Here is a 12,803-nt window from a genome sequence, read left to right as displayed (position 1 = left end):
CAACAAAAAAGTTCCGTGTGCGCTGCACACGGAACTTTTTGCTTTTTATTGCTCGCTGTTCTGGGGATCGCTGTTTTTCCAGTCCATCCGCTTTTTGGTGCCGGCCGCTTTTTTGCGGGCGGCTGCGGCGCGCAGCTCCTCCAGCTTTTTCTGCTGGCGGGCGGCGTCCTCGTCCAGGCGGCGGGCCCGGCTGGCCTGCTTTTCCTGGGCGGCTTCCTGCAGCTTGCGGGCCTTTTCCGCGGCCTTTTCCTCCGCGGTTTTGGCCCGGCTTCGGGCGGAAGCGGTGCGGGCGGGCTTTGCGGCCGGGCGCTGAGTGCTTTCCGGCGCGGCGGTCCACTGCTCCGCGGGCTGTTTGGCCTCCGGCTTTGCCGGTTCCTCGGGCTGCGGGGCCTCTTCGGGCTGCGGCGGAATGAACACCGTGGCTTCCGGCCCGTTGGCGGGCTCAGGCTCCGAAACCGGTTCCGGTTCGGGCACTGCCTCCGGCTCCGGCTCACTCTCGGCGGCCGCCTCGGGCTTGCTTTCCGGTTCAGCGGGCTCCGGCTCCGCCTGAGGCGGCTGGGGCAGTGCGTCCAGCACCCGCTGCTTGCGCTGCATGTGGTGGAACCACAGGTTCGAGAAGAACAGGTACCACACCGCCGCCAGCAGCAGGATCAGGCAGGTCATGGTGATCCGGTTCACCGCCGGACCAAAAAATGTGCCCTGATGGAACACCCAGAAGGCCGCGCCGATCGCGCCGGTCAGCAGAAGGCTGAGCAGCAGCGAACGAATGAATTGTTTCACAAGGCACACCTCGTTTCCGTTTTGACTTTATAAGGGGAGCTTACTTGGTGCCGAAGATGCGGTCACCGGCATCGCCCAGACCGGGGATGATGTAGCCGTTCTCGTTCAGCTTCTCATCCAGAGCGGCCACGTAGATGTCCACATCGGGATGGACGCTGTGCAGGCGCTCCAGGCCTTCGGGAGCGGCGATGATGGCCAGGAACTTGATGCTCTTGGCGCCGCGCTTCTTGATCTGGGTGATGGCATCCACAGCGCTGCCGCCGGTGGCCAGCATGGGGTCCAGAACCATTACATCACGCTCGGCAATGTCGCTGGGCAGCTTGCAGTAGTATTCCACAGGCTCCAGAGTCTCCTCGTTGCGGTACAGGCCGATGTGACCAACCTTGGCAGCGGGCAGCAGGGTCAGCATGCCGTCCACCATGCCCAGGCCGGCGCGCAGGATGGGCACCAGAGCCAGCTTGCGGCCGCTCAGCACGCGGGTTTTGGCGATGGCCACAGGGGTCTCGATCTCCACCTCTTCGGTGGGCAGGTCACGGGTGGCCTCGTAGCACAGCAGCATGGCCAGCTCGCTGACCAGCTCCTTGAACTCCTTGGTGCCGGTGTACTTGTCGCGCAGGTGGCTTACCTTGTGCTGTACCAGGGGATGGTCCAGGATCATGGGATTCTTACTCATAATTAACCGCTCCTTATGTTGTGAGTTGTGTATGAAAACTTCCTTAAAACGCAATTATTTCTCTTCCAGAGCCATCACCTTGTCGATGCGGCGCTGATGCCGGCCACCCTCGAAGGGAGTGTTCAGGAACAGGTCCACCAGATACACGCCCAGGCCGGGGCCCACCACGCGGCCGCCCATGCACAGGGCGTTGGCGTCGTTGTGGCGGCGGGTGTATTCCGCGCTGAAGGCGTCGCTGCAGCAGCAGGCGCGGATGCCGCGGACCTTGTTGGCGCTCATGCTGATGCCCACACCGGTGCCGCAGAACAGCAGCGCCTTGTCGCATTCACCGGCCACCACGGCCTGGCAGGCGGCTTCGGCCATGTCCGGGTAATCGCAGGCCTCGCCGGTGTAGCTGCCAAAGTCCTTGTAGGCAACGCCGATCTCGTCCAGATGCTTGCGGATGGCTTCCTTCAGTTCGTAGCCGCCATGGTCGGCGGCAAGGGCAACGGGTTTGCTCATTGCATCGATTCTCCTTTGATACGGGCCTGGCGTTCCCGTTCCGCCTGGCTCAGCCGCAGATAGCTGGGCAGCAGCCGGGCAGGGGGTACGCAGAGGCCCTTTTGATTCATTTCCATTGCCGCGAGGCAGACCGCGCTTGCCCGGGGCCGCTGCAGGGCGGGCGGGCAGGGCAGAACCCCCGGCAAAGAGCCGTACCTATTATAGCACAGTGCAGCCCCGTCACCAACAAAAAACACCGGTTTTTTGCAATTTTGCAAAAATTCAGACATATCCTCCAGCCCGGCGGCAGTGTCCGGCACCAGGCGGGTGTGCCCGGGTGCCAGATCAAAGGCTGCCCAGTACACCTGACCGCGGCGGGCGTCCAGCGCGCTGACCACGGTGCCCTCGCCCACAAAGCTGTGGGCGAGCGCCTCCAGGGTGGAGACCGGCGCACACAGCGCGCCGGTGCAGAAGGCTAGACCCTTCACCGCTGCAAGGCCGATGCGCAGGCCGGTGAAGCTGCCCGGCCCGGCACACACGCCCCACAGGTTCACATCCGCGGGGGTCAGGCCGGTGGCCTGGAAGGCCTGATCCACCAGCGGCATCAGGGTCTCGCTGTGGGTGAGGCCCGCGTCCTGGTAGCACTCGTACAAAAGCTGCTCGTTCCGCATCAGGGCCACGCTCACGGTGCGGCCCGCGGTATCCATACCAAAGGTGATCACAAGCTCACCCCCTCGATGGTAATGCAGCGGCTCTCGGGGCCGGTGACCTGGATGTCCACCGTCACCGGGTGCTCCAGCGCCAGCAGTGCGGCGAAGTTCTCGCTCCACTCGGCGGCCACCACCGCGCCCTGGTCCAGATAATCATAGAAGCCGGCGGCGTTCAGGTCCTCCTCGGTGGAGATGCGGTACAGATCGAAATGGGCCAGCGGCCGGGGACCCCGGTAGTAGTTCACGATGGCAAAGGTGGGGCTGCTCACCGGGTCGGTGCAGCCAAGGCCTTTGGCAAGCCCCTCGGTGAAGGCGGTCTTGCCCGCGCCCAGCCCGCCGGTGAAGCACACCAGACTGCCGGGGGCAAGGCGGCCGGCCAGCCGCTCGCCCAGAGCCACGGTCTCGGCGCGGCTGGCGGTATTGAAAATGGCCATGAAACAGATGCTCCTTAAACGATGGGATGCCGGCCGCGGCAAAAAAGAAGGCCCCGGCCGTGAAATAAAACGGGATGCAGCCTCGTTTTCATAAAAGAAACACAAGAAACACGCATACTTATGGCAACACCGCATAATTCCAGGTGGTGGAGCACGCCGGAAAATTTTTTGCGATATGAACCAAAAAGCGCAGCCAATCCTTGGTGGATTGGCGAGCATTTTTGGAAAATATCACGAGAAATTTTGGCGTGATACGCCGCCTGAGCCGGCAGGCGTGAATTGTGCAGTGCTGCCTTGTAATAAGTATACTCAATTGCCCCCGAAAGTTCAACACAAAGCGGCGGGGAAATGATTGTCAGCCGCCTTCAACTGGGCTATAATAAAAGGCAACCCCCTGCCCCGGCTGCAAAGGGCCGCGGGCGGTGAGGCAAACACAAAAGGAGCCGTGGAATGTTCAAGATCATCCGTCAATATGTAAAAGCCACCGACTGGTTTTATCTTCTGATGTGCGTGTGCTGCTCTGCTCTCAGTGTGGTCACCCTCATCAGCATCGGTATGGACAACGGCGGCTTTGCCGTGGATTCCTTCACCGGGGCCATTACCGGCCTGGGCAAATACCGGGATGTGCTGATCCAGGCGGTGGCCAGCCTGTTGGGGCTGGGCTGCGCGGTGCTGCTCTCCTGCGTCGATTACCGGGGCCTGGTCAAGATCTGGCCGGTGCATGTGTCCATCACCTGGGGCCTGGTGCTGCTCACCCTGACCGGGCTTACCATCGGGCCGGTCACGCTGGGCTATACGCCCAGCGGCACCGATAACCAGAGCTGGCTGATTCTGGGGCCGCTGAGTCTGCAGCCCACCGAGCTGGCCAAGATCAGCTTCATCCTCACCTTCGCCATGCATCTGGACAATGTGCGCGAGCGCATCAACGAGCTCAAGGTGCTGGCCAAGCTGCTTTTGCACATTCTGGTGCCGGTGGGCATCATCCACATCCAGGGCGACGACGGCACCGGCATCGTGTTCGCCACCATCGGCTGTATGATGCTGTTCGCGGCGGGCCTTTCCTGGAAATATATCCTCAGCGCCATTGCGCTGGGCTCGGCGGGTCTGGCGGCAGTGCTGAACTTCTTCCCGGATAAGCTCAAGGGCTATCAGGTGGACCGGATCATGGCGTTGTGGTTCTACCCGGACGACCCCAAGTACCGGGACATCATGCAGCAGCAGAAGGGCGGCCGTGTCTCCATCGGCTCGGGTCAGATCTTCGGCAACGGCTTTTTCCACGATGGCCACGCCTATGTGATCAACGCCCAGGATGACTTCATCTTCAGTTACCTGGCCCAGTGTGTGGGTTTTGTGGGCTGTATCGTGGTGCTGGCGCTGCTGTTCGGCATCGCCATCCGCACCCTCACCACCGGCCTGCGCAGCGAGGACCACATCGGCACCTACATCTGCGTGGGCGTGTTCGCCACCATGGCCTGGCAGATCATCATCAACCTGGGCATGAACACCATGCTGCTGCCGGTGATCGGCGTTACGCTGCCCTTCTTCTCGGCGGGCGGCAGCAGCGTGCTGATGATGTATCTGTGTGTGGGTCTGGTCACCAGCGTTTACATGCACAACAAAAAACGCCTGTTCAGCGATTGAGCCGGACAGCTTGAAAAACAAAAACCGCCCGCTGTGTGCAGCCAAAGCACACGGCGGGCGGCTTTTTTCTGTGTCATTCCAGAGACTGCGGGGCGCGGTAGAACTCCCGCACAAAGCTGCAAAAGCGCAGGCTGTCGGCACTGGCGTGGCGCGGCAGCAGCAGATAAAGATTTCGCTCAGCGCTGCCGGACGGCAGAGGAAAGGCCAGCAGCCGTTTTTCCGCCACGAAATCCCGCACCGCCTTTTCCGACACGATGGACACCCCCAGCCCGCCGGATACCAGATTCTTGATGGATTCCTGGTCGTTCACCCGGGCGGTGACCCGCAGCTCGTTTTCCCGCAGGCCCATCTGGGCCAGAAACCGGTCGGCGCTTTTCTGGCTGCCGCTGCCTGTTTCCCGCAGGATGATAGGCTCGCGCAGCAGCTCGGGCAGCGCCTGCTCGCCCTGGCTCTGCAGGGCCAGAAAGCGGCGGCTCACCGGGGTGATGAGCACCATCCGGTCCCGGAAAAAGGGCTCACAGCGGATGGCCTCGTCCTGACAGGGCATGCCGCTCATGCCCACGTCGAATAAGCCGCCCGCCACCCCCTCGATCACCTGGCGGCTGTCGCTCTGGTGCACCACGAAGTAGCTGCCCGGGTTCTGTTTGCCGTAGAGGGGCAGCACCTCCGGCAGGATGTAGGCCGAGGGGATGGTGGAGGCCCCCAGCTGGATGATGTGCTGGTCGCTCTGCCGCCAGCGCTGCAACAGATTATCCTGCAATTCCAGCATCCGGCAGGCGCATTCGTACAGCTCCTGACCCCGGGGCGTGACCTGTAAATTTTTGGTGTCCCGCAGAAGGAGCTGGGTGTTCAGCTCCTCCTCCAGCGCTCGGATGTGGGTGCTGATGGTGGGCTGGGAAAGATAGGTGTTCTCCGCCGCCCGGGTGAAGCTGCCGTAGCGCACCACCGCCGCGAAGGAGCGCAGCTGCTTAAGCTCCATGCAGGATCACCTCCAGCGCGGCCAGGGCCGCGTCCACGTCCGCCTCGGTATTGAAGGCCCCGAAGGAAAACCGGATGGCGCCCTCCGGCCAGGTGCCCAGGCTCTTGTGGGCCGAGGGGGCACAGTGCAGCCCCACCCGGGTCTGGATGCCGAACTCGCTGTCCAGCCGGTAGGCCACCTGGGCCATCTCCCGGCCCGGCGTCTGGAGTGCCACCACGCCGGTGCGGCCCTCCAGATTCCGCTTGCCCGCCAGCCGCACAAGGCCTGCGGTCTCCAGCGGGGCAAGCCCCTGCAGAAACCGGCCGGTGAGGGCCAGCTCGTGTGCCGGCACCGCACCCTCCGGCTGCTCACTCAGCCACAGCAGCCCCTGCCGCAGGCCCAGAATGCCCGGCAGATTCAGGGTGCCCGGCTCGAACCGGTCCGGCAGAAAGGCGGGGAGCTCCTCGGTGTGGCTCAGGCTGCCGGTGCCGCCGCTGAGCAGCGGGTCCAGCTCCTGTTCCAGCCCCTCGGCCAGCACCAGCCCGCCGGTGCCCTGGGGCCCCAGCAGCCCCTTGTGGCCGGTGAACGCCACCGCGTCGATGAAGTCCTCGGTCATGGAGAGGGGCAGCACTCCGGCGGTCTGGGCGGCATCCACGAAAAAGCGCAGGCCCCGGCGGCGGCAGATCTCGCCCACCTGCCGGATCGGCATCACGGTGCCGCACACGTTGCTGGCGTGGGTCAGGATCACCGCCCGGGTGTTGGGGCGAATCAAGTCCTCCATCTGCTCGATGCACAGCGAGCCGTCCGCACGGCAGGGAATGCGGGAAAACTCCACCCCGTGGGCGGTCATCTGCACCAGCGGGCGCATCACCGCGTTGTGCTCCATAGCCGAGACCAGCACATGGTCTCCCGGGTGCAGAAAGCCCTTGATGAGCAGGTTCAGGCTCTCGGTCACGTTTTTGGTGAAGATCACGTTTTTGCAGTCCGGTCCGTCGAACAAGTCGCACAGCAGCTGGCGGGTGTCGAACACCTGCTCCTCGGTGTCGTAGGCGGTCTGGTAGCCGCCCCGGTTGATGTTGCAGCCCCCCTGGGTCATAAACTCGAACACCGCCCGGGCCACCTGAGGCGGCTTGGGAAAGCTGGTGGCGGCATTGTCCAGATAAATGCGCGGCATGGTCGCATCCTCTCTTTCATTCGATCTGTGGTTTGCTTTCAGCATATCACAGGTGAGGGCAGTCTACAATTGTTTTATTGGAAAAGCAGATAAATCTATTTGATAGATTAATAGATTCTATTGGAAAACGAAAGTAATACTATCTATAATTGGAAACAGGAGAACCCCAAAAGGCGGTACCGCATAATTCCGGGTGGTGGAGCGCGCCGGAAAATTTTTTGTGATATGAACCAAAAAGCGCAGGCAATCCTTGGTGGCTTGGTGAGCATTTTTGGAAAATAGCACGGAAAATTTTGGCGTGATACGCCGCCTGAGCCGTCAGGCGTGAATTGTGCGGTGTTGCCAAAAATAAAAAAGTGAGGGATCGTTTGGTATGGACTTGAAAAAAGAAAAGATCACGATTGTGATCGCGGGTCTGATCATCGGCGTCATTGCGGCGGCGCTGGTATTCTTCGGCAACCCGGTGAACATGGGCTTCTGCATCGCCTGTTTCCTGCGTGACACCGCGGGCGCGCTGGGCCTGCATCGGGCGGGCGCGGTGCAGTACATCCGGCCCGAGATCATCGGCCTGGTGCTGGGCAGCTTTGCCATGGCGCTGGCCAAAAAGGAATTCTCCGCCCGGGGCGGCAGCGCTCCGCTGACCCGCTTCGTGCTGGGCTTCTTTGTGATGATCGGCTGTCTGATGTTCCTGGGCTGCCCCTTCCGCATGATCCTGCGTCTGGCGGGCGGCGATCTGAACGCGCTGCTGGGTCTGGCCGGTTTCGTGGCGGGCATCCTGGTGGGCGTTGTGTTCCTGAACCGTGGCTACTCCCTGGGCCGGACCTTTAAGCAGCCGGTGCTGGAGGGCGCGGCCTTCCCGGCGGTGCAGGTGGTCATGCTGGTGCTGCTGGTGGCGGCTCCCGCCTTCATCTTCTTCTCCGAGGCGGGCGCAGGACCGGGCGCGCTGCATGCTCCCATCCTGATCAGCCTGATCGCCGGTCTTGTGGTGGGCGCTCTGGCCCAGCGCACCCGCCTGTGCATGGTGGGCGGCATCCGTGACATGGCCCTCTTCCGGGAGAGCAAGCTGCTGCTGGGCTTTGTGGCCATCTTTGCCAGCGCCCTGGTCTGCAACCTGATTCTGAGTGCGGTCACCGGTCAGGCCTACTTCACCCTGGGCTTTGAGGGTCAGCCTGTGGCTCATACCGACGGTGTGTGGAACTTCCTGGGCATGCTGCTGGCGGGCTTCGGCTGCGTGCTGCTGGGCGGCTGCCCCCTGCGTCAGCTGGTGCTGGCGGGTGAGGGCAATTCCGACAGCGCGGTGGCCGTTCTGGGCCTCATCGCGGGCGCTGCCTTTGCCCACAACTTCGGTCTGGCCTCCAGCGGCACCGGCAGCACCCCTGCCGGTCAGGTGGCTGTGATCATCGGTATCGCGGTGGTGGCGGTCATCGCCTGCGTGAACACCTTCCGCAAGAACGCATAAGGAGGAAAACAACTATGGTTATCGTGGATGCAAGAGGGCTTTCCTGCCCGGAGCCGGTGGTCATGACCCGCAAGGTCATGATGGACAAGCAGGCAAAATATCAGGTGCTGGTGGACAATCTGGCCAGCAAGGAAAACGTGACCCGTTACGCCCAGCACCAGGGCTACACGGTCCAGGTGGAGGAAACGGGCGGCGAATATACGCTGACCCTGACCCGGGCATGAGCTACATTGCAACCTTTTACTCCCATTTCGGAGCCATCCGCTTCAAAAAGCTGTGCCAGCAAGCGGGCATTCCGGTGAAGGTGATGCCGGTGCCCCGGGCGCTGAGCAGCAGCTGCGGCACCTGCGCGGAATACGGGGGCAGCGACCCCTGCCCCGGCGGGGAATACCCCGCCGAGGTGGAGCAGGTGGTGGAGGTGACCGGTGAGGGATACCGCCCGGTCTACCGGGCGGAAGGCAGCTGAAGGAGGCGCTGTTGATGGAAACCGAGGTAAAGCTTACAAAGCTGGCCAGCTGCGCGGGCTGCGGGGCCAAGGTGGGCGCGGGCACGCTGGCCCGCATGCTGGAGGGCTTCGAGACCCACTACGACCCCCGGCTCATCGTGGGCTACGACAAGAGCGACGACGCCAGCGTGTATGTAATCACCGACGAGGTGGCGCTGGTGCAGACCACCGATTTTTTCCCGCCCATCGTGGACGACCCCTATCTCTTCGGTCAGATCGCGGCGGCCAACGCCCTGAGCGATGTATACGCCATGGGCGGCGAGCCCCGCACCGCGCTGAACATCATGTGCCTGCCCGAATCCATGGACAAGCACACGGTGCACGAAATTCTACGGGGCGGCTACGCCAAGGCCTACGAGGCGGGGGCCATCATCACCGGCGGGCATACCATCCACGGGGCCGAGCCCATCTACGGGCTGGCGGTGGCGGGCTTTGTCCACCCGGATAAGGTCCTCACCAACAGCGGGGCCAAACCTGGCGACGTGCTGCTGCTCACAAAGCCGCTGGGCGTGGGGGTTATCACCACCGCCGCCAAGGCGGAGCTGGTGGAAGCGCCAGTGCTGGAGCGCATCTACCGGCAGATGGCCACCCTGAACAAGGCCGCCCGGGATGTGCTGGTGGAGTACCCGGTACACAGCTGCACCGACGTGACCGGCTTCGCCCTGCTGGGCCACAGCTTCGAGATGGCCCAGGGCAGCGGCTGCACCCTGCACATTCAGGCCCATGCGGTGCCCTTCCACCCGGAGGCGCTGGAGCTGGCCCGGATGGGCTTCATTCCCGCCGGAGCCTACCGCAACCGGGAATACGCCCAGGCGGGCGTGCAGGTGAAGGGAAAGGTGGAGCAGGCGCTGGAGGATCTGTTCTACGACCCCCAGACCAGCGGCGGTCTGCTGGCGGCGGTGCCGGAAGAGTGCGCCGAAGAATGCCTTCAGCAGCTGCTGGCCGCGGGCGTAAAGGCGGCACGCATCGGCTATGTGACCGAGCAGCAGGATGCGGCGGTCTGCCTGGAGGATTAAAATTTTCCTTTTTCTCATAACAAAAAGCGCGCTTTTCCCCAAATGGCGGGAAAGCGCGCTTTTTGTGCTGCAGGCGGTCAGTGCTCGCCGTCGGACGACATAAACAGACTGGGAATGGCGCCCAGAGCCGAAACGCCCACCAGCGCGTAGACGATGCGGCTGAGCACACTGGCGGAGCCGCCGAACAGCCAGGCCACCAGATCGAAGCGGAACAGGCCCACAAGGCCCCAGTTCAAGCCGCCCACGATCAGCAGCAGGATACAGATCTTATAAAAAACAGACATGTTTTTTCCTCCTTTTCTGGCCTTAGTCTGCCCGGGTCCCGGCCGGGTTATGCAGCCGGGGTGCGTTTTTGCTTCCGTCCAATATAGTGCAAAAGCTGTAAACATGGGGCAGTGATTTTGGCCACAGCGCCCAAAAATACACGAAAGTACAAATTGTAAAGCCGCTTTGCAATAGACGCTGCGCTGAGGGATGTACTACAATGAAAGCAAGAGAAGCGGCCAGGCCTGCAGCCCGGCACAGTGCGCTGCGGGCCACAGGCCGAAGCGCCGGTGATGACACGAAAGGACGGAAGAACATGAAATTCTTGAATGTTGAGATTCCCGTAAAGAACCTGCCTGAGCTGGACCAGGGCTTTGTGCCTCTGGGCCTGTTCTTTAAGCATTACTCCATGGGCGCCACCAAGCCCCTGTGCATCGCTGTGGAGCGCAGCGGCGGCCAGATCGGCACCTGGGAGTGCAAGGTTTACGACACCCCCGAGATGGCCGAGGCCGATGCCTACTATGTGGACCGTCTGGTGAAGTTCCTGCTGTGGAGCTGGGGCGGCTTCAAGGTGTACATCTGCGGCGACGACAAGCTGGCCGAGGGCATCAAGAAGGCCTACTCCGTGGGCGGCAGCCGTGAGTTCGACAAGAACTTCATGGAGGGCGTTTACGAGCGTGAGTTTGAGGTAGTGGCTCTGCCCTACGACCAGAAGCCCGCTGCCTTCCAGAAGACCGAGAGCGTGGGCCGTCACACCAACGGCGCCCGCATCGGCTTTGACGCCGGCGGATCTGACCGCAAGGTGAGCGCCGTGATCGACGGCGAGACCATCTACAGCGAAGAGGTTGTGTGGTACCCGAAGGTCAACACCAACCCCGACTACCACTACCTGGGTATCCTGGCCGCCATGGAGACCGCTGCTGCCAAGATCCTGGAGAAGGGCCGCAAGGTGGACGGCATCGGCGTTTCCTCCGCCGGTGTTTACATCGACAACAAGTGCATGGTTGCCAGCCTGTTCCTGAAGGTGGGCAAGGAAGACTTCGACGCTAAGGTGAAGAACATCTACACCCGCGCTGCCGAGGATCTGGGCCGCATCCTGGGCTACGAGATCCCCGTTGTGGTTGCCAACGACGGCGATGTTTCCGCTCTGGCCGGCGCTATGGGCCTGGGTGAGAACGGCATCATGGGCATCGCCATGGGCACCAGCGAGGCCGTTGGCTACGTGGACGGCGAGGGCAACATCTGCGGCTGGCTGAACGAGCTGGCATTTGCTCCCGTGGACGGTCAGCCCGACGCCATGGAGGACGAGTGGAGCGGCGACATCGGCTGCGGCGTGAAGTACTTCAGCCAGGACGGCGTGAACAAGCTGGCTCCCCGTGCCGGCATCGAGCTGGACGAGACCGAGCCCCCGGCAAAGCGCCTGAAGGTGGTTCAGGGCCTGATGGCTGAGAACGACGAGCGCGCCATCAAGGTGTACGAGAGCATCGGCGTATACCTGGGCCACACCATGGGCCTGTACGCTCAGTTCTACGACATCCACCACGTGCAGATGATGGGCCGCGTGATGAGCGGCCGCGGCGGCGATATCATTCTGGAGACCGCTGCCCGCGTGATGGACGAGGAGTACCCCGACGTGAAGTTCCGTCCCGAAGCTCCGGACGAGATGACCCGCCGCGTTGGCCAGAGCTCCGCTGCTGCCAGCCTGCCTGAGGTTAAGTAAGCGGCAACACCGCATAATTTCAGGTGGTGGAGCGCGCCGGAAAATTTTTTGTGAGATGAACAAAAAAGCGCAGACAAGCCTTGGTGGCTTGGCGAGCATTTTTGGAAAATATCACAGAAAATTTTGGCGTGATACGCCGCCTGAGGGCTTCACCGTGAATTGTGCGGCGTTGCCTGAAAACTTTTTGTAAAACTTGCAGAGCATTTTCGCCCACCTCTTTGGAGGTGGGTGTTTTTGTGTTATAATAGAAAACGGTTCTCGGACTTGCCTGCGGGCAGATGGGATGATTGATGGGAAAGGGGGCTTTGCCCTGTGAAAAAACGTTTCTGGATGGCGGCTGCCGCCTGCTTTGTGCTGGCCGCTGTGTGTATTCTTCTGCCCGCTCCCTGGGCCTGGCTGAAATTCACGCTGGCGGTTCTTTCGGTGCCGCTGCTGGTGGGTGCCATGCTGCTGGTGGTGAACGCTCTGCTGCCTGCGGGCGCGCTGCCGGTGCTGGGGCTGGACGAAGCGGAGAACGCTGCCCGGCCGGTACCTCCCGCGCCCACCCTGCCCCAGAGTTTGCGGGTGGACCAGCGGGTGCTGGGCAGCCTGCGGGGTGCCGTCCGTGCCATGGGCGGTATGACCGAAACCTTTTCCCGGCCGCCCATGCTGGCCTGGCAGTTCGAGCGGCTGCAGACCGGCTGCGCCGCCCTGCTGGCGATGCTGGAGACGGAGGATGCCGACCCGACCCAGGCGGCGGATTTCGCGGTGCAGTATCTGCCCAACGCGATGCAGTACCTGATGGCCTGCAGCCATGAGGGCTGCCCTGCCAACGCGGCGCGTGCGCTGGCACATGCCGCCTGCGCCTGTGAGCGTCAGCTGGATGCGCTGGCCGCCGGGGAGTATGTGACCTTTGAGCAGGAGTATTACGCCATGCGCGGTGATCTGCAGGCCGCCGGGTTCCGCTGGGACTGGTAACACCATAAAAACAAAAGAAAACCCGCTGGGGT

15 protein-coding genes are annotated in these 12,803 nt (G+C 62.5%); 7 read left to right on the top strand and 8 right to left on the bottom strand.

What is annotated here, in order from left to right; all coding sequences use genetic code 11:
• Positions 1-45: 45 nt before the first annotated feature.
• Genes J7G73_RS01675 through tsaE form a run of 5 tightly spaced genes read right to left on the bottom strand, consistent with a single transcriptional unit; the run spans position 46 to position 3,077 of the window.
• Positions 46-780 (bottom strand): hypothetical protein, encoded by a 735-nt coding sequence (locus J7G73_RS01675; protein WP_291244988.1) that lies wholly within the window; start codon positions 778-780, stop codon positions 46-48.
• 40 nt (positions 781-820) lie between these two features.
• Complete coding sequence (upp, locus tag J7G73_RS01670; protein WP_087291800.1) at positions 821-1,453, bottom strand: uracil phosphoribosyltransferase; 633 nt, start codon at positions 1,451-1,453, stop codon at positions 821-823.
• 54 nt (positions 1,454-1,507) lie between these two features.
• Entirely contained in the window at positions 1,508-1,954 is a 447-nt protein-coding gene (gene rpiB, locus J7G73_RS01665; RefSeq protein ID WP_291244987.1) for a ribose 5-phosphate isomerase B, read from the bottom strand.
• A complete protein-coding gene (tsaB, locus tag J7G73_RS01660; protein ID WP_291244986.1) occupies positions 1,951-2,655 on the bottom strand; it encodes a tRNA (adenosine(37)-N6)-threonylcarbamoyltransferase complex dimerization subunit type 1 TsaB in 705 nt (234 codons plus the stop codon). Before tsaB ends, rpiB begins: the two co-directional genes overlap by 4 nt.
• A complete protein-coding gene (tsaE, locus tag J7G73_RS01655) occupies positions 2,652-3,077 on the bottom strand; it encodes a tRNA (adenosine(37)-N6)-threonylcarbamoyltransferase complex ATPase subunit type 1 TsaE (protein ID WP_087181808.1) in 426 nt (141 codons plus the stop codon). Before tsaE ends, tsaB begins: the two co-directional genes overlap by 4 nt.
• Positions 3,078-3,527: 450 nt before the next feature.
• Here tsaE and J7G73_RS01650 point away from each other — a divergent pair, with 450 nt between their 5' ends.
• Positions 3,528-4,718: an FtsW/RodA/SpoVE family cell cycle protein gene (locus J7G73_RS01650; RefSeq protein WP_291244985.1), complete on the top strand. Its 1,191-nt coding sequence runs from the start codon at positions 3,528-3,530 to the stop codon at positions 4,716-4,718.
• Positions 4,719-4,791: 73 nt separating this feature from the next.
• Here J7G73_RS01650 and J7G73_RS01645 read toward each other — a convergent pair whose 3' ends face one another.
• Positions 4,792-5,697, bottom strand: coding sequence for a selenium metabolism-associated LysR family transcriptional regulator (locus J7G73_RS01645; RefSeq protein WP_291244984.1), 906 nt, complete (start codon positions 5,695-5,697; stop codon positions 4,792-4,794).
• Positions 5,687-6,850 (bottom strand): aminotransferase class V-fold PLP-dependent enzyme, encoded by a 1,164-nt coding sequence (locus tag J7G73_RS01640; RefSeq protein ID WP_291244983.1) that lies wholly within the window; start codon positions 6,848-6,850, stop codon positions 5,687-5,689. Before J7G73_RS01640 ends, J7G73_RS01645 begins: the two co-directional genes overlap by 11 nt.
• A 373-nt stretch (positions 6,851-7,223) precedes the next feature.
• Between J7G73_RS01640 and yedE the strand changes: the two genes are divergently transcribed.
• Genes yedE through selD form a run of 4 tightly spaced genes read left to right on the top strand, consistent with a single transcriptional unit; the run spans position 7,224 to position 9,830 of the window.
• Complete coding sequence (yedE, locus tag J7G73_RS01635) at positions 7,224-8,309, top strand: YedE family putative selenium transporter (protein WP_291244982.1); 1,086 nt, start codon at positions 7,224-7,226, stop codon at positions 8,307-8,309.
• 14 nt (positions 8,310-8,323) lie between these two features.
• On the top strand, positions 8,324-8,533 hold the full coding sequence (locus J7G73_RS01630; RefSeq protein ID WP_291244981.1) for a sulfurtransferase TusA family protein: 210 nt from the start codon (positions 8,324-8,326) through the stop codon (positions 8,531-8,533).
• Positions 8,530-8,775, top strand: coding sequence for a DUF3343 domain-containing protein (locus J7G73_RS01625; RefSeq protein WP_291244980.1), 246 nt, complete (start codon positions 8,530-8,532; stop codon positions 8,773-8,775). The genes J7G73_RS01630 and J7G73_RS01625 overlap by 4 nt, the downstream gene beginning before the upstream one ends.
• Before the next feature lie 14 nt (positions 8,776-8,789).
• Positions 8,790-9,830, top strand: a complete 1,041-nt coding sequence (gene selD, locus J7G73_RS01620; RefSeq protein ID WP_367113923.1) for a selenide, water dikinase SelD — start codon at positions 8,790-8,792, stop codon at positions 9,828-9,830.
• A 77-nt stretch (positions 9,831-9,907) separates the two neighbouring features.
• Here the strand turns inward: selD and J7G73_RS01615 are convergent, their stop codons facing one another.
• Positions 9,908-10,114 (bottom strand): DUF378 domain-containing protein, encoded by a 207-nt coding sequence (locus J7G73_RS01615; protein ID WP_291244978.1) that lies wholly within the window; start codon positions 10,112-10,114, stop codon positions 9,908-9,910.
• 296 nt (positions 10,115-10,410) lie between these two features.
• On the opposite strand from J7G73_RS01615, the gene J7G73_RS01610 reads away from it, so the two are divergent.
• Complete coding sequence (locus tag J7G73_RS01610) at positions 10,411-11,814, top strand: ROK family protein (RefSeq protein WP_291244977.1); 1,404 nt, start codon at positions 10,411-10,413, stop codon at positions 11,812-11,814.
• Between the two features lie 312 nt (positions 11,815-12,126).
• A complete protein-coding gene (locus J7G73_RS01605) occupies positions 12,127-12,771 on the top strand; it encodes a hypothetical protein (RefSeq protein ID WP_291244976.1) in 645 nt (214 codons plus the stop codon).
• Positions 12,772-12,803 lie beyond the last annotated feature (32 nt).

It is taken from the genome of Allofournierella sp. (assembly GCF_017889395.1).
Taxonomy (GTDB): domain Bacteria; phylum Bacillota; class Clostridia; order Oscillospirales; family Ruminococcaceae; genus Allofournierella.
Note: the sequence above shows the minus strand (reverse complement) of the source record. Positions and strands in the feature narration are given on the sequence as shown.